This is a genomic window from Pseudomonas sp. PK-RTE-24 (assembly GCF_054052265.1).
In genome coordinates this window covers 3,196,562-3,221,290 of sequence record NZ_CM133224.1, presented here as the reverse complement: position 1 = coordinate 3,221,290, position 24,729 = coordinate 3,196,562, and the positions used below count along the sequence as shown (strand labels likewise).

General features: G+C 59.9%; 27 protein-coding genes. 5 read left to right on the top strand and 22 right to left on the bottom strand.

Annotated elements, in window-relative coordinates; all coding sequences use genetic code 11:
* Window positions 1–77: 77 nt before the first annotated feature.
* The 6 genes from ACV8MC_RS14515 to ACV8MC_RS14490 form a co-directional block, all read right to left on the bottom strand.
* Window positions 78–1,517 (bottom strand): aminotransferase-like domain-containing protein, encoded by a 1,440-nt coding sequence (locus ACV8MC_RS14515; protein WP_457262383.1) that lies wholly within the window; start codon window positions 1,515–1,517, stop codon window positions 78–80.
* A 201-nt stretch (window positions 1,518–1,718) separates the two neighbouring features.
* The gene (locus tag ACV8MC_RS14510; RefSeq protein ID WP_056788304.1) at window positions 1,719–2,531 is read right to left on the bottom strand and encodes an OmpA family protein; all 813 of its coding nucleotides are present in this window, start codon (window positions 2,529–2,531) and stop codon (window positions 1,719–1,721) included.
* Complete coding sequence (locus ACV8MC_RS14505; protein ID WP_038860459.1) at window positions 2,528–2,890, bottom strand: DUF4398 domain-containing protein; 363 nt, start codon at window positions 2,888–2,890, stop codon at window positions 2,528–2,530. Before ACV8MC_RS14505 ends, ACV8MC_RS14510 begins: the two co-directional genes overlap by 4 nt.
* A 9-nt stretch (window positions 2,891–2,899) precedes the next feature.
* Entirely contained in the window at window positions 2,900–3,721 is an 822-nt protein-coding gene (locus tag ACV8MC_RS14500) for a substrate-binding periplasmic protein (RefSeq protein ID WP_457262380.1), read from the bottom strand.
* 81 nt (window positions 3,722–3,802) lie between these two features.
* Window positions 3,803–4,747 carry an electron transfer flavoprotein subunit alpha/FixB family protein gene (locus ACV8MC_RS14495; RefSeq protein WP_457262379.1) on the bottom strand — a complete coding sequence of 315 codons (945 nt, stop codon included), beginning with the start codon at window positions 4,745–4,747 and terminating at the stop codon, window positions 3,803–3,805.
* Entirely contained in the window at window positions 4,748–5,497 is a 750-nt protein-coding gene (locus tag ACV8MC_RS14490; protein ID WP_007908338.1) for an electron transfer flavoprotein subunit beta/FixA family protein, read from the bottom strand.
* Window positions 5,498–6,047: 550 nt separating this feature from the next.
* Here ACV8MC_RS14490 and ACV8MC_RS14485 point away from each other — a divergent pair.
* A complete protein-coding gene (locus tag ACV8MC_RS14485) occupies window positions 6,048–7,712 on the top strand; it encodes an electron transfer flavoprotein-ubiquinone oxidoreductase (protein WP_016770955.1) in 1,665 nt (554 codons plus the stop codon).
* A gap of 183 nt (window positions 7,713–7,895) precedes the next feature.
* Here the strand turns inward: ACV8MC_RS14485 and ACV8MC_RS14480 are convergent, their stop codons facing one another.
* Window positions 7,896–8,786, bottom strand: coding sequence for an AraC family transcriptional regulator (locus ACV8MC_RS14480; protein ID WP_016770956.1), 891 nt, complete (start codon window positions 8,784–8,786; stop codon window positions 7,896–7,898).
* A gap of 190 nt (window positions 8,787–8,976) precedes the next feature.
* Here ACV8MC_RS14480 and ACV8MC_RS14475 point away from each other — a divergent pair, with 190 nt between their 5' ends.
* The gene (locus ACV8MC_RS14475; protein WP_071173192.1) at window positions 8,977–10,029 is read left to right on the top strand and encodes an NAD(P)-dependent alcohol dehydrogenase; all 1,053 of its coding nucleotides are present in this window, start codon (window positions 8,977–8,979) and stop codon (window positions 10,027–10,029) included.
* Between the two features lie 9 nt (window positions 10,030–10,038).
* Here the strand turns inward: ACV8MC_RS14475 and ACV8MC_RS14470 are convergent, their stop codons facing one another.
* The 11 genes from ACV8MC_RS14470 to ACV8MC_RS14420 form a co-directional block, all read right to left on the bottom strand.
* Window positions 10,039–10,842: an IclR family transcriptional regulator gene (locus ACV8MC_RS14470; RefSeq protein ID WP_016770958.1), complete on the bottom strand. Its 804-nt coding sequence runs from the start codon at window positions 10,840–10,842 to the stop codon at window positions 10,039–10,041.
* A 61-nt stretch (window positions 10,843–10,903) separates the two neighbouring features.
* On the bottom strand, window positions 10,904–12,214 hold the full coding sequence (locus ACV8MC_RS14465; RefSeq protein ID WP_056788291.1) for an MFS transporter: 1,311 nt from the start codon (window positions 12,212–12,214) through the stop codon (window positions 10,904–10,906).
* A 191-nt stretch (window positions 12,215–12,405) separates the two neighbouring features.
* The gene (gene dgoD / locus ACV8MC_RS14460) at window positions 12,406–13,554 is read right to left on the bottom strand and encodes a galactonate dehydratase (protein ID WP_016770960.1); all 1,149 of its coding nucleotides are present in this window, start codon (window positions 13,552–13,554) and stop codon (window positions 12,406–12,408) included.
* A 61-nt stretch (window positions 13,555–13,615) separates the two neighbouring features.
* Entirely contained in the window at window positions 13,616–14,236 is a 621-nt protein-coding gene (locus tag ACV8MC_RS14455) for a 2-dehydro-3-deoxy-6-phosphogalactonate aldolase (protein WP_457262375.1), read from the bottom strand.
* Window positions 14,237–14,255: 19 nt separating this feature from the next.
* A complete protein-coding gene (locus ACV8MC_RS14450) occupies window positions 14,256–15,245 on the bottom strand; it encodes a 2-dehydro-3-deoxygalactonokinase (protein ID WP_457262374.1) in 990 nt (329 codons plus the stop codon).
* Between the two features lie 295 nt (window positions 15,246–15,540).
* Entirely contained in the window at window positions 15,541–15,987 is a 447-nt protein-coding gene (locus tag ACV8MC_RS14445; protein ID WP_236168413.1) for a hypothetical protein, read from the bottom strand.
* Between the two features lie 56 nt (window positions 15,988–16,043).
* Entirely contained in the window at window positions 16,044–16,778 is a 735-nt protein-coding gene (locus ACV8MC_RS14440) for an alpha/beta hydrolase (protein WP_252868078.1), read from the bottom strand.
* A gap of 6 nt (window positions 16,779–16,784) precedes the next feature.
* Window positions 16,785–17,279, bottom strand: coding sequence for a PAAR domain-containing protein (locus tag ACV8MC_RS14435; RefSeq protein WP_457262372.1), 495 nt, complete (start codon window positions 17,277–17,279; stop codon window positions 16,785–16,787).
* A complete protein-coding gene (locus ACV8MC_RS14430) occupies window positions 17,276–17,686 on the bottom strand; it encodes a hypothetical protein (protein WP_457262371.1) in 411 nt (136 codons plus the stop codon). The genes ACV8MC_RS14435 and ACV8MC_RS14430 overlap by 4 nt, the downstream gene beginning before the upstream one ends.
* A gap of 9 nt (window positions 17,687–17,695) precedes the next feature.
* A complete protein-coding gene (locus tag ACV8MC_RS14425) occupies window positions 17,696–17,938 on the bottom strand; it encodes a hypothetical protein (protein ID WP_457262369.1) in 243 nt (80 codons plus the stop codon).
* 159 nt (window positions 17,939–18,097) lie between these two features.
* Window positions 18,098–18,577 (bottom strand): GNAT family N-acetyltransferase, encoded by a 480-nt coding sequence (locus ACV8MC_RS14420; RefSeq protein ID WP_041479417.1) that lies wholly within the window; start codon window positions 18,575–18,577, stop codon window positions 18,098–18,100.
* Between the two features lie 386 nt (window positions 18,578–18,963).
* Here ACV8MC_RS14420 and ACV8MC_RS14415 point away from each other — a divergent pair, with 386 nt between their 5' ends.
* The 3 genes from ACV8MC_RS14415 (at window position 18,964) to ACV8MC_RS14405 (ending at window position 20,092) form a co-directional block, all read left to right on the top strand.
* Window positions 18,964–19,308: a hypothetical protein gene (locus tag ACV8MC_RS14415; RefSeq protein ID WP_076563793.1), complete on the top strand. Its 345-nt coding sequence runs from the start codon at window positions 18,964–18,966 to the stop codon at window positions 19,306–19,308.
* A gap of 44 nt (window positions 19,309–19,352) precedes the next feature.
* Entirely contained in the window at window positions 19,353–19,607 is a 255-nt protein-coding gene (locus ACV8MC_RS14410; RefSeq protein WP_041479421.1) for a hypothetical protein, read from the top strand.
* A gap of 104 nt (window positions 19,608–19,711) precedes the next feature.
* Window positions 19,712–20,092: a Rho termination factor N-terminal domain-containing protein gene (locus ACV8MC_RS14405; protein ID WP_457262367.1), complete on the top strand. Its 381-nt coding sequence runs from the start codon at window positions 19,712–19,714 to the stop codon at window positions 20,090–20,092.
* A gap of 145 nt (window positions 20,093–20,237) precedes the next feature.
* Here ACV8MC_RS14405 and ACV8MC_RS14400 read toward each other — a convergent pair whose 3' ends face one another.
* From ACV8MC_RS14400 to ACV8MC_RS14385, 4 genes are all read right to left on the bottom strand, one after another.
* On the bottom strand, window positions 20,238–21,167 hold the full coding sequence (locus ACV8MC_RS14400; RefSeq protein WP_457262365.1) for a PfkB family carbohydrate kinase: 930 nt from the start codon (window positions 21,165–21,167) through the stop codon (window positions 20,238–20,240).
* Window positions 21,160–22,626: a purine-cytosine permease family protein gene (locus ACV8MC_RS14395; protein ID WP_457262363.1), complete on the bottom strand. Its 1,467-nt coding sequence runs from the start codon at window positions 22,624–22,626 to the stop codon at window positions 21,160–21,162. The genes ACV8MC_RS14400 and ACV8MC_RS14395 overlap by 8 nt, the downstream gene beginning before the upstream one ends.
* 202 nt (window positions 22,627–22,828) lie before the next feature.
* Window positions 22,829–23,827 carry an ADP-ribosylglycohydrolase family protein gene (locus tag ACV8MC_RS14390; RefSeq protein ID WP_056788274.1) on the bottom strand — a complete coding sequence of 333 codons (999 nt, stop codon included), beginning with the start codon at window positions 23,825–23,827 and terminating at the stop codon, window positions 22,829–22,831.
* A complete protein-coding gene (locus ACV8MC_RS14385) occupies window positions 23,824–24,537 on the bottom strand; it encodes a GntR family transcriptional regulator (protein WP_016770970.1) in 714 nt (237 codons plus the stop codon). Before ACV8MC_RS14385 ends, ACV8MC_RS14390 begins: the two co-directional genes overlap by 4 nt.
* Window positions 24,538–24,729 lie beyond the last annotated feature (192 nt).

The window sequence follows — 24,729 nt, the reverse complement described above, 5'->3', positions numbered from 1 at the left end:
GACCCAACGAACTAACGGCAGAGGGCCACATGCTCGCTTGTTGTGCGTCACATGACAAGCACCACCGCCCTCCTCGTTCAGAATCCGCCAGCCATTTCCTGACACAGTTGGGTCGCCAACAGACCCAGCGTCATCAGCGCGCGCTCCGCTTCGCGGTTCCACGGAATGCCGCAGTTGAGGCGGATACAGTGGTTGAACTGCTCGGTGTTGCTGAAGATCAGACCCGGCGCGATGCTGATGCCTTGTTGCAGTGCGCGGACATGCAATTCCTGGGTGTTGACCCGCCCCGGCAAGCTCACCCAAAGGATGAAACCGCCCGTTGGCCGGGACATCTGCGTGCCTTCAGGGAAATGCTGTTGAACCGCCAGCTGGAACGCGCTGAGGTTTTTCCGGTACTCCTGGCGGATGTAGCGTAAATGCCGGTCATAACCGCCGTTTTCCAGATAGGCGGCAATCGCCATCTGCGTGACGCTGCACGCCGAATGGGTGCTGAAGGTTTGCAGGCGCTGGATTTCCTGTTGGTATTTGCCGGCGATCATCCAGCCGATACGCACACCTGGCGACAAGGTTTTGGAGAAGCTCGAGCAGTAGATCACCCGACCCAGCCTGTCGTAAGCCTTCAGCGCCTTGGTACGGCCCTGCTCGAACATCAGTTCGCCGTAGATATCGTCTTCGACAATCTGAATGTCGAAATCCGAGGCCAGACGCAACAACTGTTTCTGCCGCTCTTCCGGCATGGTTCCGCCGAGGGGATTGCTCAGGCGCGTGGTCAGCACCAGCGCCTTGATCGACCACTGGTTGGCGGCCAGTTGCAAGGCTTCCAGGCTCATGCCGGTGGCGGGGTCGCTGGGGATTTCGATGACTTTCAGGCCGAGCAGATCGGCCAGTTGCAGCAGGCCATAATAGGTCGGTGATTCGGCAGCGATCAGATCGCCCGGCCGGGTCAGCACGCGCAACGACATCTGCAAGGCGTCGACACAGCCGTGGGTAATCACCACTTCCGATGGATCGACCACCACGCCGGCGTCACGCATGCGGATCGCCACTTGCCGACGCAGCGGTTCGAAGCCGGGGCTGAACATGTAGCTGAACGCCCGTGGGCTGTGAAACCGGGTGACTTTGGCCAGTTGCTGATGCAGCGCGCGCACCGGCAGATAATCGACGCTCGGCACCGCAGCGCCCAGCGGAAACACGCCTTCGCGGCGGGATTCGACCAATACCTGCTGAATGATGCTGCTGCGCGTCACCAGCCCCGGCCGTTCGACCCGGGCAATATCCGGCGTCGGCGCGGTCAGCGCTGGGGTCTGGTGTACGTAGTAACCCGACTGCGGTCGGGCGCGGATCAGGCCCTGATCTTCAAGGTTGGCGTAAGCCTGCAACACCGTCGCATGGCTGACGTTGAGCTGCGAACTCATCTTGCGCACCGAAGGCACACGCTCCCCCGGTTGATAGACACCACGGCGGATGTCTTCGGCCAGTTGCTGAGCAATACGTTGGTAGAGCAAGAGATTGGTCATGACGCAGCACTCGATTTCACGGGCGTTTTATTCTTGTGTGAAACAATACCGGAACAGTTTAGAAGTGTACTGGGACAGTTGCCAGATTACTCGACCGTACAGTGGGGTGTCTGCCCCATCTGTACGGTTTTGCGCAGCAATCGACAGACATAAAAAAGCCCGGCACTGCATGACAGTCCGGGCTTTCCAGAGACGCAGCCCTCAGCGGGCGGCGCCGAGCTGGCCTTTTTCGTCGGAGAACACGATTTCCACCCGGCGGTTCTGCGCCCTGCCGCGCTCGGAGGCGTTGGCGTCAACCGGGAACTGGTCGCCATAACCTTCGACCTGAATGCGTTTTTCATCGATGCCCAGATCGACCAGCACGTCAGCTACCGACTGCGCACGATCGCGGGACAGTTTGAGGTTTTCCTGTTTGCCACCGGTGCTGTCGGTGTAGCCCTCGATGCGCACCACGCGCTTGGGGTTGAGTTGCAGGAACTGGACGATCTTCAGCACGACACGGTTGGCCGAGTTTTTCAGTTCCGCCTGGCCGGTGTCGAACAACACGTCGCCGAGGGTCATGACCAGCCCCCGGTCGGTCTGTGTGGTGGCCAGCGCCTCGATCTGTTCCTCCAGCCACTTGCCCTGCTGCTGCACACTGAGCAGCTTCGACTCGCGCAGAGCCAGTTGCAGACGCTGACGCTCAAGCTCGAGCTTGGCTGCGCGTTCCTCGTTGAGCGCCTGGTTGGTGTGCTCGCGGGCGATTTCGCTGTAGCGCTGGCTCAAGTAGGCGTAATGCACCACGTCCGCACCGCTGCCCCAATAGGTCGACAGCCGATCGGCACGGGCCAGGGATTCGCCGGCGCGGATCACGTCTTTCGGCGCAATGCGCAGGACGTTGGAATCTTCCTTGACCTTCTGGAAATCAGCGCCGGCCTGTTGCAGCGCCGCCTCGCTGTGCTGGCCAGCGCAGCCGTACAGGCTGGCGCAACCGGCGAGGAGCAGAATGCCCAAAGCGTTGGACTTGAGGCTCATTGCGCTTCCCCCAGTTGCAGCTGCTTGCGCAGGCGGACAATGCGGGTATTGAGCACATTGAGTTGCTCTTCACTTTTTTTCGTCAGCACCTTGGCCTCGGCCAGACGTGCATCCAGCTCGGCCTGCTCGGCACGCATGCGCGCGTTGCGATAGGACTCGTCGGCCATGCTGCCTTTGGCGCGGTTGTATTTTGTTTCGGCCAGTTGCATTTCCGGCACTTCGTCAGCGGTGGCGCCGACTGCCTTGGCCTGCACGATGGCTTGTTCGGTCAAACGCATTTGTTCACTGGGTGCCGGATCGGATGCGCACCCGGCCAGGGCCAGAACGGCCACAGCCGCGAAAAGAGGTCGAATACTCACTAAGAATCCCTACTGTTTTGGGGCACTGACAGGTTGTGGCGACTGTTGCTGTTGCGCCTTCCAGCGCTCGATGTTGCGTTGCAGCGCGGCTTCCGTCAGTCCGGACGCGGGCAATTCTGTCATCTTTTTGGCGAGCTGTCCGCGCAACCACGGATCGTTGCAGGCCGAGTTATGCGAAACCGCGAGGAACAGACCCGGCCGGTCGATGGGTTGTTCGAACGCCAACAGATCGCTGGTCATGCCCAATGTCTGCGCGGCGGCCAGGCCTGAGTAACGTCCGGCGAGGACATATTCCACCTCGCCCAACAGCAGTTTCTGTAATGCCTCGGTAAGGTTTGCTGTGCGGGTCAGGGTCAGATTCTGTTCGGCGAAAGTGCCGAATGCCTGGGTCATCCGCGACTTTTCCGACACCGCCCCGGCATGGCCTTTCAGGTCGCTGGCCTCGGCATAGGTCAGCGTCGAGCCTTTGCGCGTCCACACCAGGTAGTCGTTTTCCAGCAGTGGCGGATGGATGTAGTCGAGGTTTTCCAGCTCATTCACGGTCAACGGCGCGTCGGCCAGCATGTCCATGCGCCCGCTGCGCACTTCATCGAGGGCCTGCGAGCGTTTGCCGGCGTAGAGCAGGTCGACTTTGATGCCCAGATCCTTGGCCACTTGCTGCAACAGATCGGCACTGGCGCCGATCAGGCGCTTGGGGTTTTGCGGGTCCTGCCACAGATAGGGCGGCGCATCCGGGCTGCCGGTGACAACCAGGCGTTCGCACTTGCCAGCGGCCGTGGCCAGACCTGGCAACAGCACCCATCCCAACAACCATCCGCAGCGCAGATCCATGGCAAAACGCTCCCGCTTGAAATTCGAGACAAAAAAAAGCCCGACCAACAGGCCGGGCTCTTTATAAGTGAAGCCGCCGGATTAGACCAGCTTCTCCAGCTCAGGTACTGCTTCGAACAGATCCGCCACGAGGCCGTAATCGGCCACCTGGAAGATCGGCGCTTCTTCGTCCTTGTTGATCGCAACGATCACTTTGGAGTCTTTCATACCGGCCAGATGCTGGATCGCGCCGGAGATACCGACGGCGATGTACAGCTGTGGCGCAACGATCTTGCCGGTCTGACCGACCTGCATGTCGTTCGGTACGAAACCTGCGTCGACCGCAGCGCGCGAAGCGCCAACAGCAGCGCCGAGCTTGTCGGCCAGCGCGTACAGGTGTTTGAAGTTGTCACCGTTCTGCATGCCGCGGCCGCCAGAGACGACGATCTTGGCAGCGGTCAGCTCAGGACGATCGGACTTGGCCAGCTCTTCGCTGACGAAGCTCGAGGTACCGGCGTCGTGGGCAGCGCCAACGGCTTCAACGGCAGCCGAACCACCTTCAGCAGCAACCGGATCGAAACCGGTGGCACGCACGGTGATCACTTTGATCGCGGCGGTCGATTGCACGGTGGCGATGGCGTTACCGGCGTAGATCGGACGCTTGAAAGTGTCAGCGCTTTCTACCGAGATGATCTCGGAGATCTGGTCAACGTCCAGCGCAGCAGCAACGCGCGGCAGGATGTTTTTGCCGTTGGAGGTCGCGGCAGCGAGGATGTGGCTGTAGCCAGCGCCCCCGCCTTCATGGGCAAGAGCAGCAACCAGCGGAGCTACGTTCTCTGGCAGCTGATGCGCGTAAGCGGGGTTGTCAGCATTCAGGACTTTGCTCACGCCAGCAATTTTCGCTGCGGCTTCGGCCACCGGGCCTGCGCCCTGACCTGCTACCAGAACGTGGATGTCGCCGCCGATTTTGGCCGCAGCAGCCACGGTGTTCAGTGTGGCCGGGGCCAACACTTTGTTGTCGTGTTCAGCAATAACCAAGATAGTCATTTAGATTACCTTCGCTTCGTTCTTGAGTTTTTCAACCAGTTCAGCCACCGACTTGACCTTGATGCCCGCGCTGCGTGCAGCCGGCGCTTCGACTTTCAGGGTCTTGTTGGTGGAGGCGGTGGAAACGCCCAAAGCGTCCGGAGTCAGCACTTCGAGAGGCTTCTTCTTGGCTTTCATGATGTTTGGCAGGGACGCATAGCGCGGCTCGTTCAAACGCAGGTCGGTGGTGACGATGGCCGGCAGTTTCAGCGAAACGGTCTGCGCGCCGCCGTCGATTTCGCGAGTCACGGCAACGCTGTCGCCGGAGACTTCGACTTTCGAAGCGAAGGTGCCCTGACCGTAGCCGCTCAGTGCCGCGAGCATCTGGCCGGTCTGGTTGTTGTCGCTGTCGATCGCCTGTTTGCCAAGGATCACCAGCTGCGGCTGTTCCTTGTCGACAACGGCCTTGAGCAGCTTGGCCACGGCCAGCGAGGTCAGGTCTTCAGCGGATTCGACGAGGATGGCGCGGTCGGCACCCAGAGCCAGTGCGGTACGCAGCTGCTCCTGAGCGGTGGTCGGGCCGATCGAGACGACGACGATTTCAGTCGCAACGCCCTTCTCTTTCAGGCGTACGGCTTCTTCCACGGCGATTTCGCAGAACGGGTTCATCGACATCTTGACGTTGGCGAGGTCGACGCCGGAATTGTCCGCCTTGACGCGGACCTTGACGTTGTAATCCACAACGCGTTTGACAGCTACAAGAACCTTCATGGATTCCTCGTTACTCTCCGGTGAAAAGAAAGTCGCCTAGGCGAACCTGGCGGATGATGCTCATCGGGCGACAAGGGCACCTCTAAAAACGCCGGCTTGAATGTGAGGTGATTCACTTCGCGAAGAGCGGTGACCGTTCGTCAGGGGTGACTGTCGGGTCATTCATTCTCACGCTGTGTAAACTGCGCGCCGGACTTGCGCTGCGCATCACCGTCTACTGCCTGTGCCCTGTCTTTAGAGGTGCTCTTGAAACCGCCAGTCTGCCTACGGCGAGCGCAAAACCGCCCGTATCTTGACCGGAACGCCCATTCTGGTCAATACGCCAAAATGCCCTGTCATAAGCCGCGCTTCTTTGATTTATCAGGGCTGGAGGCGATTCAAACAAACGTTTGTATTGGACGCTAGGAGTGGTGTAGATATAATGCGCCGCCTAGAGAGAAAGGTGGATTCGCCAATATTCCCTTTGACGTTAACGTAAAGGCAATACGGATGCGAGATCAAACCTCCATATTAGAAAAAAAACTGTTGAGCCTTGAGTAGGAGATAGCCTGTGGAACGCGAATACATGGAATTCGACGTCGTCATCGTCGGTGCCGGCCCCGCTGGTCTGTCCGCCGCCTGCCGCTTGAAGCAGAAGGCCGCTGACGCCGGTAAGGAAATCAGCGTCTGCGTGGTCGAAAAAGGCTCCGAAGTCGGCGCACACATCCTCTCCGGTGCGGTGTTCGAACCCCGCGCCCTGAACGAACTGTTCCCGGACTGGAAAGAACTCGGCGCACCGCTGAACACGCCAGTCACGCGCGATGACATTTTCGTACTGAAAAACGCCGACAGCGCGCAGAAGATTCCCGACTTCTTTGTGCCCAAGACCATGCACAACGAAGGCAACTACATTATCTCCCTGGGCAACCTGTGCCGCTGGCTGGCTCAGCAGGCCGAGAATCTGGGTGTGGAAATCTACCCGGGCTTCGCCGCTCAGGAAGCGCTGATCGATGAAAACGGCGTAGTGCGCGGGATCATCACCGGTGATCTGGGCGTCGACCGTGAAGGCAACCCGAAAGAAGGCCTGTACACCCCTGGCATGGAACTGCGTGGCAAATACACGCTGTTCGCCGAAGGCTGCCGTGGCCACATCGGCAAGCAACTGATCAAGCGCTACAACCTCGACAGCGATGCCGACGTGCAGCATTACGGCATTGGTCTGAAAGAGATCTGGGAAATCGACCCGGCCAAGCATCAGCCGGGCCTCGTGGTGCACACCGCCGGTTGGCCGCTGGACATCATGGGCACCGAGAACACCGGCGGCTCGTTCCTCTATCACCTGGAAAACAATCAGGTGGTGGTCGGTCTGATCGTCGACCTGTCCTACAGCAACACTTACCTGTCGCCGTTCGATGAGTTCCAGCGCCTCAAGCATCACCCGGTGCTCAAGCAATATCTGGAAGGCGGCAAGCGCGTCAGCTACGGCGCCCGCGCCATCGCCAAGGGCGGCCTGAACTCGCTGCCGAAAATGGTCTTCAAGGGCGGCGCGCTGATCGGTTGCGACCTCGGCACCCTGAACTTCGCCAAGATCAAAGGCAGCCACACCGCGATGAAGTCCGGCATGCTCGCGGCGGAATCGGTGGCCGATGCGTTGTTCGCCGAGCAGGATTGCACCGTCGAACTGACCACTTACGTCGACGCATTCAAGAACAGCTGGCTGCATGAAGAACTGTTCGCCAGCCGTAACTTCGGCCCGGCGATCCACAAGTACGGCGCGATCATCGGCGGTGGTTTCAACTGGCTGGACCAGAACATCTTCGGCGGCAAACTGCCGTTCACCCTGCGCGACACCAAGCCGGATTACGCCTGCCTCAAGCTCGCGGCCGACTGCAAGAAGATCGACTATCCGAAACCCGACGGCAAACTGAGTTTCGACAAACTCAGCTCGGTGTTCATCTCCGGTACCAACCACGAAGAAGAGCAGCCATGCCACTTGAAGCTGACTGATCCGAGCATCCCGATCAGCAAAAACCTGCCGTTGTACGACGAACCGGCACAGCGTTACTGCCCGGCCGGCGTATACGAAGTGATCACCAAGGAAGACGGCGAGAAGCGCTTCCAGATCAACGCCCAGAACTGCGTGCACTGCAAGACCTGTGACATCAAGGACCCTGCGCAGAACATCACATGGGTGGCACCGGAAGGTGCCGGCGGCCCGACTTACCCGAACATGTAAGTCGAAACGCTGAACAACAAGGCTCCCGAAATGGGGGCCTTTTTGTTGCCCAAAATTCCCCTGACACCACAAAACAACTGTGGGAGCGAGCCTGCTTGCGAAAGCGGTGTGTCATATGAAGATGATGTCGACTGATCCAGCGCCTTCGCGAGCAGGCTCGCTCCCACAGGGAATATCGGCGGATCAGGCAGCGCGCTCATCCCCCGGGCTGCGTTCGAAGTAACGCTTGTACTCGCGACTGAACTGCGACGTGCTCTGATACCCCACCCGATGCGCCACCTGCGCGACACCCAGCCCCTCCGCCACCAGCAGCGTCTGCGCCTTCAACAAGCGCAAACGCTTGAGATACTGCACTGGCGACAACAGTGTGCTGCGTTTGAAATGCTCATGAAACGTCGACACGCTCATGTTCGCGCAACCAGCCAGGGTCTCGACATTCAGCGGCTCGGTGTAATGCGCATGCAGATGGCTGATCGACGCCGCCACCCGGGCGAATTGCCCTTGTTGCTCGACCAACGCACGCAATACATCCGCCTGCGGCCCGCGCAACGCAACGAACAACAACTCGCGGACCCGCGCCGGGCCGAGAATCTGGCATTCCAGCGGATCGTGCAGACAGCTGAGCAGCCGTTCGACACAACCGCGCATGCCATCGTCAAGCACCACCGAGGTCATCGACTCCGGCGTCTGCGCCGGAATATGCCGACCCGGCGCCAGCCCCATGGCCAGCACCAATTCGCCGAGCAGGACGCGATCAATCGCCACCGACACACCGAGCAATGGCGCATCGGGCAAGGCAAAAGTTTCACATTCGAACGGCACCGGCAGCGCCTGGATCAGGTAATGCCCGGCGCCATATTCCATGGTCCGTGGGCCGAGGAACGCCAGTTTGCTGCCCTGGGCGATGATCATCAGGCTCGGCTCGTAAATGTGCGGGCCACGGGCGACGTCGCAACTGGCGCGCAGGATCTGCACACCGGGCAGGCCGGTCTGGCTGTAGCCATCGCGCAGCGCCAGCGGTTCGATCAGCGAAACCAGCCGGGCATTGGCATCAAGATGACGGGTCAACTGCATCGAATAGGTCTTCGTAAAATTCACGGAAAAGGGGATGAAAACATCATCGCAGATCCGCCGGCCAATGCGACCGCTGCGACCCGCATGCCGGAGGATTAGGCATGAGACCCGGAGAAATCGTCATGGCCGCACCCGCGTCTGACGGCCAGAATTCACCGCCTCACTTGTCACTGTTTTTGCGAGGTCCTCCATGTACACCGCCATCGGCTATGCCGCCCAATCGGCCACCACGCCCCTCGCCCCGATGAAATTCGAACGCCGCAGCCCGCGCGCCGACGACGTGGCGATCGAAATTCTCTACTGCGGCGTCTGCCATTCCGACATCCATCAGGCACGCAACGAATGGGGCATCGCCGTTTATCCGCTGATGCCTGGCCATGAGATTGTCGGAAAAGTCACCGCAGTCGGTGCGAATGTCACCCGTCACAAGGTAGGCGACCTGGTTGGCGTCGGCTGCATGGTCGATTCCTGCCGCAGCTGCGAAGCCTGCCAGGCGAACCTCGAGCAATATTGCCTCGAAGGCCCGACCATGACTTACGCCACCCCGGACCGGGTCGATGGCAGCAACACCATGGGCGGTTACTCCGACAGCATCGTGGTCAGCGAACACTTCGTTGTGCGCATCCCTGAGAAACTGGCACTGGCCAGCGCCGCACCGATTCTCTGCGCCGGCATCACCACTTACTCGCCGCTCAAGCACTACGGCGTCAAGGCCGGTGACAAGGTCGGCATTCTCGGCATGGGTGGCCTCGGCCACATGGGCATCAAGTTCGCCAAGGCCATGGGCGCGGAAGTCACGCTGTTCACCCGCTCGGCGAGCAAGGCTGAAGAAGGTCGCCGTCAGGGCGCTGATCACGTCATCGTCTCCACCGATGCCGAGCAGATGAAGGCCGCGGCCGGCTACTTCGACTTCCTGCTCGATACCATTCCGGTGCAACACGATTTGAACCCGTACCTCGACACCTTGCGTTTCGACGGTGTGCACATTCTGGTCGGCCTGATCGAGCCGGTGAACCCGCCCGTGCACGCCGGCAAACTGGTGATGAGCCGCCGCGTTCTGGCCGGCTCCCTGATCGGCGGTATCGCCGAGACCCAGGAAGTGCTGGATTTCTGCGCCGAACACAACATCACCTGCGACATCGAAATGCTCGACATCCGCAATATCAATGAAGCCTATGCGCGGATGATTGCCGGTGATGTGAAGTACCGCTTCGTCATCGACATGGCGACGCTGAAGGCCTAAACCTTAGGGCTATACCTTCAAACCAAGCTCCGCCGACAGCCGGGTTGTGACCCCTTTGAGCAGGGGGATCAACTCGGCCATTTTTTCCAGCGGCATGTACGGCACGGTGCTGGCGATACTGATCGCCGCGACTATGCCCTTGCTCGCATCACGAATTGGCGCCGCCACACAGCGGATCGACGGTTCGTTGTCTTCCAGATCGAACGCGTAGCCACCGGCAACGTATTCGCCCATGCGCTGCTCAAGCTGTTCCCAAGACTGCTGGGGATGCTGCGGCCAGAACTGACTTTTCCCACCCGCCGGCAGGCTGATGTCGTACAGCCGCCGCCAGTCCTGCGGCGAATCATCGAGCATCAAGGCCTTGCCGATCCCGGTGCGTACCAGCGGCATGCGATGGCCAACCCGCGAGCGCATTTCCGGCCCGTTGCGCCCTGGATTCTTCAGCAGGTACAGCACTTCGTCGCCTTCCCTGATCCCCAAATGCACCGTGTCGCCGGTCAGCGCCGAAAGCTCGTCCAGATACGGCCCGGCCAGGGTCACCAGTGGCAACTCTTCGCGGGCCTGGAAGCCCAGTTCGATCAGTTTCGGCCCGAGCAGATAACCGATTTGCGGCACCACGCGAAGATAACGCTCGTCGACCAGACAGCTGGCCAGACGATGGGTAGTGCTGCGCGTGGTGCCGATCAGCCGGGCGATCTCCTTGAGATCGCGCGCGCCACTGGCCACTGCCTGCACCACACCGAGGCCGCGCAGCAGCGTCTGGGTGCCGGTGGGCGCGGCGTCCTTGGTTTTTTCCGGGGCGTCTTCCTGCATATCCAGCCTTTTACCGTTGAGCGAAGGAACGGGCGGCATTATGGTCGCCCGAGACTGAGCACTACAACTCGATACGCTCGACCTTGCCCACCAGCAGCACGTAGGACAAGGCACCGACCAGTGCGAGCACGGCGATGTAGGTGATCGCCGGAGCGAACGAATCGCCGCTGGCGAGGAAGCCGATCACGATCGGCGTAGCAATCGCCGACAGGTTGCCGATGAAGTTGAACACGCCACCGGTCAGGCCGAGCAAACGCGCCGGCGCCAGCGTCGAGACCAGCGACCAGGTGATCGACGCCAGACCGTTGCCGAAAAATGCCAGGGCGAGGAAGGCAATCACCAGCGGCGTCGACTCGACAAAGTTGGCGCCGATGATCGAAGTCGAAATCAGCAGCCCGCCAATGATCGGCAACTTGCGCGCGAAGCCCACGGTGTAGCCACGACGGATCAGGAAGTCGGAAAAGAATCCCGAGCACAGAACACCGACGAACGCAGCGAGAAACGGCAGCGATGCAAGCAGGCCAGACTTGATGAAGTCCATGCCGCGATATTTCACCAGATAGGTCGGAAACCAGGTGAGGAAAAACCACAGCGTCGAGTTCAGACAGAACTGGCCGAGGTAGATACCCCACAACTTGCGTTTGCTGAGGACGATGCCGAGATCGGTCCAGCTGAATTTGGCTTTGACCTTGGCCGCCTCGGCCTGAATATCCACCAGCCCGCCGCCTTCGCGGATCAGGTCGATTTCCGCCTGATTGGTGCCTTTGAAATCGCGCGGCTCGCGATACACCGCGTACCAGATCAGCGCCCAGAGAATGCCCACCGCGCCGGTGGCGACGAACACCATGTGCCAGCCGAATTCATGTTGCAGCCACGCCAGCACCGGGGTCAGGAAAGCCAGACCGACAAACTGTCCGGAAGTGTAGAAACCGATCGCCGTGGCGCGCTCGCGCTCGGGAAACCAGGTCGTAACCACGCGACTGTTGATCGGATAGGCCGGCGCTTCCAGCGCACCGACGGCCATGCGCAGCACGAACAGGGCGATGAAGCTGCTGACGAAACCGAGCATCACCGTGGCCAGCGACCACAGCAGCAGCGCGACACTGTAAAGGATGCGCGGCGGCACGCGATCGACCAGCCAGCCGCCGGGGATCTGCATGGCAGCGTAGGTCCAGCCGAACGCGGAGAAGATCAGACCGACATGAACCGGATCGATGCCCAGCTCACTGGTCAGCGCCGGCGCGGCAATCGACAGGTTGCTGCGGTCCAGGTAGTTGATGACCACGGTGATGAACAGCAACACCATGATGAAAAACCGCTTGCGGCTAGGCGTGACTAAAGACGCCTGCCCGGAGAGGGTATGCGTTTGCATGAGAGATGCCTCTTTTTATGTTTGTTGAGGTCATGACGCAGATCTCCTCTCCCTCGGAGAACTGATCGTTCCCACGCTCGGCGTGGGAATGCAGCCCGGGACGCTCCGCGTCCCAGCAGCGGACGCAGAGCGTCCATTGAGGCATTCCCACGCAGAGCGTGGGAACGATCTGATGCTAGCGAGTCAGAGACTCACCACTCGGCAAAGCTGCCATCGGCATGACGCCAGATCGGGTTGCGCCAGCGATGGCCGACGGCGGCACGCTCGATCACGTACTCCTCGTTGATCTCGATGCCCAGCCCCGGGCCGTTCGGAATCTTCACGAAGCCTTGGTCGTAGTCGAACACGCGCGGATCCTTCACATAGTCGAGCAAGTCGTTGCTCTCGTTGTAATGGATGCCCAGGCTCTGCTCCTGGATAAACGCGTTGTAACAAGCCGCGTCGAGTTGCAAACAGGCAGCCAGGGCGATCGGTCCCAGCGGGCAATGCAGCGCCAGCGCGACGTCGTAAGCTTCGGCCATGTTGGCGATCTTGCGGGTTTCGGTGATGCCGCCAGCGTGGGAGGCATCCGGCTGGATAATGTCGACGTAGCCTTCGCTCAACACCCGTTTAAAGTCCCAGCGCGAGAACAGACGCTCGCCGAGGGCAATCGGCGTGCTGGTCAGCGGCGCCAGTTCTTTCAATGCTTCGTAGTTTTCGCTGAGCACCGGTTCTTCGATGAACATCAGTTTGTACGGGTCGAGCTCCTTCATCAGCACCTTGGCCATCGGCTTGTGCACGCGGCCGTGGAAGTCGACGCCGATACCGACGTTCGGCCCCACCGCATCACGCACGGCGGCAACGTTGGCCAGGGCGAGGTCGACTTTCTCGAAGGTGTCGAGGAACTGCAGTTCTTCGGTGCCGTTCATTTTTACCGCAGTGAAACCACGGCTCACTGCTTCTTTCGCCGCACGCGCGGTGTCGGCCGGACGGTCGCCGCCGATCCACGAATACACACGAATCTTGTCGCGCACCTGGCCACCGAGCAGATCGCTGACCGACACGCCGAGGGCCTTGCCCTTGATGTCCCACAGCGCTTGGTCGATACCGGCCAGCGCGCTCATGTGAATCGCGCCGCCACGGTAGAAGCCACCGCGATAGAGCACGGTCCAGATGTCTTCGATATTGCGTGGGTCTTTGCCGATCAGGTAGTCGGACAATTCTTCCACCGCAGCAGCTACGGTATGCGCGCGCCCTTCGACCACAGGCTCGCCCCAACCGGTCACGCCCTCGTCGGTTTCGACCTTGAGGAAGCACCAGCGCGGCGGAACGATGAAGGTCGTGAGTTTGGTGATTTTCATCTCTGCTCTCTTTTGTAAATGCAGCTTTTATTAGATGCAGCGCACACAGCGCCAAAAAGTCTTAACGCAGGGCTTTCCAGGCAGCCACGTAGGCCTTGGCATTGACCGCCACCTGCTCGGGCGTCATGCCCGGTTTGAACAGACCGGAACCGAGGCCGAAACCTTTCACACCGGCATCGATAAAGGCCTGCATGTTGTCCGGTGTGATCCCGCCGACCGGCGCCAGCACCGTGCCGGCTGGCAACACCGCCAGCCAGGCCTTGACGACCGTCGGGTTCATTTGTTCGGCCGGAAACAGCTTGAGAATGTCCGCGCCCTCAGCCAGTGCGGCGAAGGCTTCGGTCGGCGTAGCCACGCCAGGCGACAGGTACAGCCCCGCCGCTTTCGCCGCGCGCAACACCTTGGCATCGCTGTGCGGCATGACGATCACTTGGCCGCCAGCCGCTTTGACCTGCTCGACCTGCTCGGGGCTGAGCACCGTGCCGGCACCGATCAGGCAATCGGCGGGCAGCGCATCACGCAGAATGCGGATGCTTTCGTACGGCGATGGGGAATTGAGCGGTACTTCGATAACACGAAATCCGGCGGAATACAGGACTTCTCCGACAGCCGCCGCTTCCTGCGGTTGCAGGCCACGCAGAATCGCGATCAGACCGTTTTGCGCCAGTGCTTGCTTGAGCATGTCAGGCCTCCAGTCAGGGTTAACGGGATGAGGAATCGATCAGTCCGGCGGCGCGCGCCAGTTGCCACAGGCCACGCTCGGTCGCCTGCTCGGCCAGCGTTACCTGAGCAAAGCCGCAGGCATCGAGAGCACGGCGATATCGCGTGCACAGTTGCGCATTGCCGATGAGCACGATTGCTGGAAGATTCGCTTGATTGCGCCGGCGCCGCTGCACATTGGCGAGCGCGGCCAGCTCATGGCCGATCATCAGACCGGAGAGATAATCCGCCTGAGCAGTCGGGCTCAGTTCACCGGTCAGGCCGAGGGTGCGGGCGCTGAACAAGGTCGAGAGCACACCGAGCTCGGCATCTGTCGACAGCGCGATTTGCACGCCGCGATCGAACGCCTGCGCATCGAAGGTCGCGCTCGGTTGTTGGGTACGGCCGAGAATGCTGTGCTCGCTGAGCACGGCAAACACTTCGCCGGTCATGAACGTGTCGAAATGGGTGATGCGGCCATCGACCACCTCCACCCACTTCGAGTGGCTGCCAGGCAGGCCGATCAGCAGATCATCACCCGCCTCGACCGGCAGACTTTGCAGCACGCCGAGGACTTGGGTTTCTTCGCCGCGCATTACATTCGGCAGACGCGAACGCTGGATCACGCCCGGGACGATATGCACCGGCGTACCGCGCAGACTGACAACGGTTTGTAGGGAATTTCCGAGATGGGCGACGTCGGCTGGCGTTTCGCAGTAAGGCGCTTCGCGCCAGCCCTGCGCACTGCCGACCATGCCGCAAGCGATCACCGGCAGATCCGGCTGCGCATCGAGCCAGTCACCACAGGCCTCGTCGAAGGCCAGTTCAAAACCATCGGCGCATTCACGGCCGTGGATGATTCGCGGGGTCTTGGGCAACTGCATGATCCCGGACGACAGCGCACGCTGCTCCAGCACCACACCGTCGGCCGCGAGTTTGTAAGCACGTAATGAGGTCGTCCCCCAATCGAGCGCGATCAATTGCGCCTGCATCGCTTCACCTGTTTTGTTTTTGGCAGTGAGTGCGATGGACTATAAACCCGGGCGGACTAAAATCTCAATATATAAATATCAATCCCATATTTTGGGATTAGCGCAAGTGGCGAGCTTGTCTTGTCGCGGGTACAAATCGTGCTCCGTAAGGATCCACGGAGAAAAAGCCAAGGTATTAAGGATTCTCTGCGAAAGGCGCTGCATGCATCTGCTCAGCGGACATTGAAAGGCGGCAGAGGAGCAATCGAGATCAGGCTCCCTCCCGCCAGAAAAGGAGCCTGGATGAATGAAGGATTCACTCCCTGTTGATAGCTCGCGCCAGGTCGGCAGTTGGCACACGCATGATTTGGGAAAAATACGTTTTGTAAGGAGTCGTATGAACGCGGAACACGCAGGAAATAAAACGTCTGTTCGTAAACCAACGATTGAGCACCGGCCCCTCCGGAAAGATTTCCGCGCCCTTTTCGCCAGTCGACTCTCTGAAAATCACGTCGGCTTTGTACTCGTTTGCAGCGCCACTCTCATCGCGCTCAACAAGGCCAAAACCGGAGCGTTTTATCTGGTGCCCAACAGAAAAGTCCACATCATCATCCACAGTACATACCAACCCTTGGCTTATATGTGATGTGAACAACTCGAGTAATTCCACATCGGCGAGAAAGTGAACCTGATAGATTCCGGTGTCTTCCAACTCATCAACACCGGAATAAAACAGCTTCGCAGCCGGCTTTTCGTGATTCATTGAACATCCAGAACATATGACCAATAAACCCATCAAAAAAAATCGAGACACGATGTTCATTCCTTGAAAAAACTCAAGACCGACTCGTTAAAAATCTGACGAGCAGTCTTGCCGTTATCCAACGGCCGCAAATACATAATATTTGCATCCGCATGATTCACATCTACGCGCCCCATTACATTAGGCCCGGTAGAAACCTCCCATTGTTCACCAAAACTAGCAACCGTATCTGATACGTTCGTTATCTTCGGCGCAGCGCGAATATTAACCCAGTACTGAGCCTTGGGCTTGGGTGGCAACCGGTAGATATTGGAAATACCCCAGACCATTACACCTTCGCCAACCGGATCGATGGTCAATAACATTCTCACTGTATAGCCCTTCTCCGTGAGAGTGGCTGAAAGGTGGGCGCCATTCCAGCCTCCCAGACTATGACCCACAATGTACACAGCGGTTGAGCAGTCAGGGATCTTCGCCAGTACCTTTTCAGATAGGTCTTTATCGCTAATGAAATCATTATAGCCAAGAGGCCACGACTCAAATTTTCCCACAGGAAATTTCAACGCCTTGGCATCTCTGATAAAGATTTCGCGCACCGCGTCGACATTATTATTTGGCCCGCTGAAGTAATAACTTTCCTGGTCTCCAGCACCACCAATAAAAAAAACCACAAAATTCCGCAGAGATATGGCCACCTGCTTATTGGTCTGATCGGTCTTGCATGTAAGTGTATGTGCTTTGACTTCCCTTTTCGCATGAGGTACTTCAGTAGGTGCATTGACTTCGGACATAAGCAATCATTCCACGAATAGTTTGATGGTTTCTGCCACGTGCGAACTGACCATATGAGTGAATCCGTTCGCATCAGTAACACCGTGTTCCTCACTTCCGTCGCCTCGTTGAATGGTGTAGGCGTGATAAGGCACTGGCTGTCCAGTCGCTTCATTCGTCACTTGCAACCTGTCAGTGAAATGCACCGGCATCGGCAACAGCCCACTAAATGCGGCCCCTCCCCCACCTTGGCCGATGATCACCGTGCCCGAGCCACCGATCACGACATTGCCATGCCCACCAGTGCTATCGAGCATCGCGGCGTTCAGGCCGTTAATGAAAACAGTGCCGGAGACCGCTCCGGTGATAGGGCTGCCACACGCTGATTTATCGGTCATGCGTGCAGCAGCGAGGCCGTCGAAGAATACGTCCGGCGAGCCGGAGACAATCGGGTTGGTGCCGTGACCTGGCAGTGGGCAGGCGGTTGGGTCGGTGACGCGAGCTGCGGGTTTACCACTCAATTCAAAGCTCCTTGCTTAAGGGGTGCCGGGGATGGCTGATAGATGTCGATGTCGGTCGCGGCAAAGCGCCAGCGATTATCGACCGGGTCGAACAGAGCATGACAATGCTCACGGCTTTCAGGTGATGTCGCGGTTTGTATGGCACGCCAGGCTTCGTTGGCTTGCCAACTCAACTCGGCAGGCGTTGCATCATCAAGTTCGTTGAGCCAGGCGTTGTAGTTGCGCAGGTGATTGCGCTCGAAAGTCGATTGCAGCAAGTCGCCCATTTGCACGCCGAAATCCAGATGATGCCCATTGGTCCAACGCCCTACTTCGGAGTAGACGTGCCAGCCCATCGGGATCAACGCACCGTTTTTCAACAGAGAATGGCCGGCGAGAGCGACGAAGCCGCAACAGATGTGCAGCATCAGCCAGCCTTAATGAGCGTCGATAATCGCAGTTGGATCAAAGGTTCTCAGCGCTACCACACGGTATTCGCCGAGGCCGGCGCTGCGCGACATCAACTCGGCGTCGAGCCGCGACACGAAAGCCCGAATAGCCAGGCCGCCGGGGCGCTGGGCCATGCAGAGAATTTCGACAGCCTGTCGATTCGGGTCGTCAGAAGAGCCGGTAGTTTTCACCAGACCATACAGACGCATAGACGCCTGCAGTCCGCTCATAGCTGGTCACTCATTGACGCAGCGAGGGCTCCACAGGCGCGGAGAAATTTTGCCAGATGCATTGCAGGTGTCGTCCGTGAGCGCGCAAAAATGGCGCACAGAATGCCGGACTAGAGCGGTGGCGACAACTGAATCAGCAGTAGATTGCCATCATTGTGCTCAGCCCTCGGCAAACTCTCGCAACACCTTGCCATCCATGCGATACCGCACCCATTCCTCCTGCGGTTGTGCACCGAGGGATTTGTAGAATTCGATGGCCGGGGTGTTCCATTCCAGCACGCTCCATTCGAAGCGGCCGCAGTCGTTGGCGCAGGCGATTTTTGCCAAGTGGCGCAGCAGGGTTTTGCCGGCGCCGCCACCGCGTTGTTCGGGGGTGATGTAGAGGTCTTCGAGGTACAGGCAATTGCTGCCCAGCCACGTTGAATAACTGAAGAAGAACACCGCGAAGCCGATCGGCAAGCCGTCGCGCAGGCAGATCAGGCCATGGGCGGTCGCGCCTTCGCCGAACAGGCTGCGTTCGATGTCGGCGACGCTGGCGATGACTTCGTGACGGGCCTTTTCGAAATCTGCCAGTTCGGTGATGAAGGCGAGGATTTGCGGCGCATCGCTGGGGGTCGCCGGGCGGATTTCGATCGTCATGGACGGGCCTTGTCTGCAAATTAAAGCGCCATACTAAGGCGCGCAGCGGCGCTCGTCACATGGCAAACATACTGACCTGCCCGATCGGGCGAACGCCGTTGCCCCTGTGGGAGCGAGCCTGCTCGCGAATGCGTCCTTCCAGTCAGCCTCGAGTCAACTGACAGAATGCCTTCGCGAGCAGGCTCGCTCCCACAGTTGATACCGCACACTCTGAAAGGATGCTTATGACCGTTAACTGTTTTGCACCGATGGAAACACTAAAGTTCGGCATCGTCTGAACGGCAGACATGCGACCCCGGTGAAGACCGTTCGTCGATCATCAGGCACCAATCCGTCACCAGGGCTGACCAACCCAGTGTAAGGATTCCAATCACTGGAGAAGCCCTATGATCCCGTCAAGGTTGACCGCTTTAGTCTTCAGCGCCCTGCTCTGCCCTGCGGTATTCGCCGCCTCGTCCACGGCAGCGGGCACTGGCCCTACCGATCCGACCCCGCCACGCGCGCCTGCTATCAACAGTGCCCCCGGAATGAATACCGATGGTTCCGGCGTGCCGCTGATCAATCAGCCACCCGCCACCGGCACCGACCCGCGCACACAAGGCAGCGATCCGGGCCGTCAGGGTGGCATGAACACGCCTGACTCTCCTGCCACTCCGCCTGACAATGCCGGCCCCGGTGTCGGCTCGAAAACCACCACCGGTGGCTCCGGTTCCGAAGGTGCCGGTCAGTAGTTCGCCGACGCGAGCGCCCTATTCACTCCCATGAAGAGGTAACCATGAACGTCGACAAAGACCTGGAAAAAGAAGTTCTCACCCGCCTGCTGCACGCGCATCCCAACGGCTTGGGCAAGGAGGTGCTGGACAATTACCGGGGCGAGAAAGTCGTGGCCAGCGCCCTCGCCGCCCTGCAGGATCGCGGGCTGATTCACCATGGTCATGTGACCTGCAGCGAAGCCGGTGAGCACTCGCTGAACCTGCCGATCAAGCTCAGTTCAGCCGGCGTTGAAGCGGCGAAGAAACTCGATAGCTGACGCTGGTTGGGGCTGCGGATCTTCGACTTCGAACGGGTGATTCGTCTCGAGTGATTCGCAGCCTTCGGCGTAACGCAGCACATCCTGACGCAAGGAGAAATCCCATGCCTCGTGGAAGCAAAGACAAATACACCAGCGAACAGAAGCGCAAAGCCGAGCACATCGAAGACAGCTACGAGAAAAAGGGCGTGTCGAAAGATGAGGCTGAGGCGCGTGCCTGGGCGACGGTGAACAAACAATCCGGCGGGGGCGAAAAGTCCGGCGGCTCAGGGCGCAAGAAGCCTGCAAGTGCCAAGTCGAAAGAGCGCAAAGAGTCATCGCGCCGTGCGGTGGCTAGCCGCAAGGGCCATTCGCGTAATAGCGAGACTTCGAAGAATGCGCAGACCGTCGATAGCCTGATGAAGGAAGCCCGAGCGAAGAATATTTCGGGGCGCTCTTCGATGCGCAAGCAGGAGCTGATCGAGGCGTTGCGCAAGGCGAGCTAGAACGACGCCCACTGTAGGAGCTGCCGAAGGCTGCGATCTTTTGCTTTTCAAGATCAAAAGATCGCAGCCTTCGGCAGCTCCTACAGAAGATTTGTGTACGACGTAGATCCAATGTGGGAGCGAGCCTGCTCGCGAAGGCTTCGGCTCAATCGCCGCAGGACTGATAGATAAACGCATCTACCTCAGTCGCCCCAGGTGAAGTCGCCGGCCCCCAGCGAGTCACCGCCAGCGCCGCCGCAGCATTCGCCCGCCGCGCCGCTTCCGGTGCATCCAACCCCTGCGCCAATCCAGCAACAAACACCCCGGCATGCGCATCACCGGCGCCATTGCTGTCCACCGCTTTGACAACAAACCCCGGCACTTGTCGACGCTCGCCCCGCTGCTGAATCCAGCAACCCTGCGGCCCGTCGCGCACCACCATCAGCACATTTTCCGGCAGGAGCTTCGCGAGCCGATCCATTGCCGCGCCAATTTCATCAGCCACGGTAAATCGCAGCGCCTCAACACTGTTGCTGGTCCACACATCGATGCGCGGCAGCAACGTCTGCATCATAGGCGCGTCAGGTGACTCCACCAACGGTCCCGGGTCGAACACCACATTGACCGACGCCGGCAGCGCCAGCGTCCAGTCGAGCAACGCCTGCGCCTTGCCCTCGTGCAGCAGACTGTAACCGCTGAGATAAACGTAATCGCCGGGCTCGGCAGCCACACTGTTCAAATCGTCTTCGGTCACCTCACCTTCAGCGCCGATGTAGGAAATGAAACTGCGTTCAGCCGACGCATCGGTCAGCGCCACGCACAGACCGGTATCGCGCTCGGCCGGTTCGCGGATGCCGATGCAGATACCTTCCGCCTGCATCGCTTGGCGCGCCAGGTCACCGAAACGCCCCGTGCCATGGCGACCGAGGTAAACCACCGGCAGACCGTTACGCACCGCAGCGGCCATCACGTTGAAACCGCCGCCCGCTTCGAAACCGGCCGACTGCGCCAGCACATCACCGCCAATCTGCGGCAGTTTATCCACGGCCATGACCAGGTCGATGATGACCTGGCCGGTGTGCAACATCTTAGGCATGAGCATTCTCGGTTTGCGCGGCGCGGCGATCTTTCGCACCGCCAAGTATCAGGTAAATGCCACCGGCGACGACGAAGGTCACGATCCAGCCGAGGCCGTTGTGGCCCAGCCAGGAGTCGGACAGAAAGCCCTTGAACCAGACGTTTTCTGCCGTGGTGCCGATGGTGGTGAAGCTGAAACCAAGGACGATGGCGATCGCCCAGGCACCAAACGCGCGCCACTCGATGCCGCCGCGATACCAGTAGGCGCTGCTCGGGCTGACATCGAGCAGGTCTTTGGGGCTGTAGTAGTGACGGTGAATCAGATCGACGACGAAAATCCCCACCCATGCGGTGATCGGCACTGCCAGCAGGGAAATGAAGGTAATGAACGGGCCGTAGAAACTGTCGGCGATCAGCATGAAGTAGATCGAGCCGGCGAAGATCGCGACGATGTCGACCACTACCGCGTAGACGCGTTTGACCTTGAGGCCCAGGGTCAGCGTGGTCAGGCCGGCGGAATATACCGACAGGTTGTTCGACAGCAGCAGGCCGCCGAACGCGGTGATCAAGTACGGCACGGCCATCCAGGTCGGCAGCATGTCGCGAATCGCCACGATCGGGTCAGTCGCCGACGCCAGGTCATTGTTGCCCACCGACAACAAGCCGCCGAGGGTGATCAGCAGCACCAGCGGAATCCCTGCGCCGAACGCCGCCGACGCCACCAGGCGCACTGCCTTGACGCTGCGATGCTGATAGCGCGACATGTCGGCACCAGCGTTGGCCCAACCGATACCAGTGCCGGCGGCCATGGTGCCGATGCCGATGATCATTGCGCTCAGCGGTGCTGGCGTGGCGTTGAACACCGCACTCCAGTCGATCGTCGCGCAGAGGAAGCCACCGACGAGAATGTTCAGCGCACCGAACACATAGGTCGCCCACTTCTGGATCACCAGCAAAGTCGCGTGGCCGAGGCCGGACACTGACAAGGTCAGCAGGACGAAGATGGCGATAAAGATCAGCGTCAGTACCGGCGCACTTTTCGCCTCGACCGGCGAGCCGAACAGGATCGAGCACAGCGACAGCAGGACAAACGCCGCAGTGGTGGTGTTGACGGTTTCCCAACCCAGACGCGACATCAGCGAAACCAGCGTCGGGCCGATGTTGCCGCGCACGCCGAAAATTGCCCGGGACAGCGTCAGGCTCGGCGCGCGGCCACGGCGCCCGGCAATCGAGATGATCCCGACCACGGCAAACGAACCGGCGGCACCGAGGATGGCGACGATGATCGCCTGCCAGATCGCCAGCCCGCGAAACGCCACCAGCGTGGCTCCCAGCGGCAGGCCAAGGATGGAAATATTGGCCGCAAACCAGACCCAGAACAGTTGCAGCGGATGGCCGTTGCACTCGGCTTCCGGCACCGGCTCGATGCCCCGGGTTTCCAGTTGCCCGACGCTTTGCCCGGCGGTTGATGAACTCATGAAGATGCTCCTGTTTGCCTTTTTTGTGGTTGTGGCAATGATGCAAAACGACAAGACAACCGGCCTTCCGAGGCCTGTCTGTGCGATCCATTGCTGTGTGAATTCTTTAGAAATGCGCCGCCCCTTTCGCGAGCAGGCTCGCTCCCACAAGGGAATACATTCCAATTGTGGGAGCGAGCCTGCTCGCGAAGAGGCCAGCCAGTCAACGCAAGGCCAACAGCCCCTGCACCAACGGTTCCAGCTCAAGTTGATTAACGACTTTCACCGTTTCGATCATCGGCTGCGGCCAGCACTCAAGACCCAGGCAAGCGCCGAGCATGGCGCCGAGAATCGCCGCGATGGTATCCGTGTCGCCGCCGAGACTGGCGGCCATGCACAACGCCTCGAATGCCGTCATCTCGCCGATGGCCACTTGCTGGGCCAGGGCGAATGAGACCACCACCGACTCCTGCGACGCCACCGATGTACCGATCACGTCGTAGAGCAGATCGGCGAGCAGTGCTTTGTCACTGTCGACGCTGATACTGCGCGCCCAACTGATGCGCGAGGCCATGCGCCCACCGGCGACCCAATGCCCGTGGGCTTCGGCTTGCTGGGCAATCTGCTGGCCAAGATTCAGCGCCTCGCCCAGATCGACGCCGTTGATCCCGGCCGAGACCACCGCCGCCACCGCTGCTGCACTGGAAATCCCCAGCGTGGTGTTATGCGTCACCTGGCAAGCCTGCACGACCGCCGCAATGAAGCGCTGCGGATCGGCCACGTTCGCGGCAATGCCCACCGGGGTGATGCGCATCGCCGCGCCATTGGTGGTGCCGTAGCGCCCGGCTTCTTCCGGGGAATGCCCGGCGAGGATCATTTCAATAGCGCGTTTGGTCGAGGGGCCGAGCAAGTCCTGCGAGCCTTTGGCCTGCATCTCGGCTTCCCATTCGATCAAGCGCTGGGCGAGAACCGCCGGCTCGATACGGCCGTGACCTTCGACCAATAATTCGCCGACCAGGATCGCCTGCTCGGTGTCATCGGTGATCGAGCCTTTGGGCATGTTCGCGGCGATCGGTTGCAAGGGACCTGCGTCCTGCAAATCAGTGATCTGGCCGAAGCGCGCCTTGATCGTTTCACGATCGAGCGACTGTGTCGGCATGCCCAGCGCGTCACCCAGGGCCAGACCATAGAAAGCGCCAAGCGCACGGTTGAGCGCGGTCATTTCGATTCTCCGAATTGCAGGTGCAGACGAAAGTGCACCGGGTCGAGCAGGCTTTCGACCTGCTCCATGAAACGGTTCTGCCGGTCGTAGGTGGTGCGCAGGGCTTTGAGAAACACCGTGCCGACCGGGCGACCGAGCAGCTCGGCGTCTTCGGCATTCAGCGGCTCGGCGCCGATCCACTGATCGCCGCGCTCGCCGATATAGCCGTAGGCGGCCAGGGTGATGGTCAGGGAATTGTCGATCAGGCCGACGCGGGGCAGGCTTTCCAGGCCGCCGTTGGCCGGCATCAAGGATCGTTCGAGAGACACCAGTGTACCGTCGGTGGCGCGCCGGCGACGGTCGAGGGTGATGAATTGATCGGTGCCGAAACGCACCAGCAGATCCGGGCGAGTCACCGCCTCGAGGCGCAACACTTCGGTATTGATCAGCGCCCCGCTGTCGGCCAGCGCCTGCGCCCAGCCGCTGCGCTGATCCAGCGCTACACCGTCGAAAGTGACGATGGAGCCGACACCGCTCTGCGTGGCGATGTAATTACGCCGCTTCAATTCGGCCAGCGCCTCACGCAAGGTGCCACGGCTGACCTGGAATTCTTGAGCCAACTGATGTTCGCCAGGCAACAGAAAGCCGTCCTCCATGAGGCCGCTTTCGATGCGTCGGACGAGCTCGTCGACCACCCGTTGTTTCTTGTCGAATCGTACCTGTCTAATCATGTACAAATTGATAACCGAAACGGGGCGTGGCGGGCAACAAAAATTTGAGGGAGGTGACCGGTGGAGAGAGCAAAATCAAGAGCCCCTCACCCTAGCCCTCTCCCGGAGGGAGAGGGAACTGATTGGGGAGTGCTCAGGAAATGCGCCGAAATGATGTTGCTTTAGCGAATCCACAATCGACCCGATATTTCA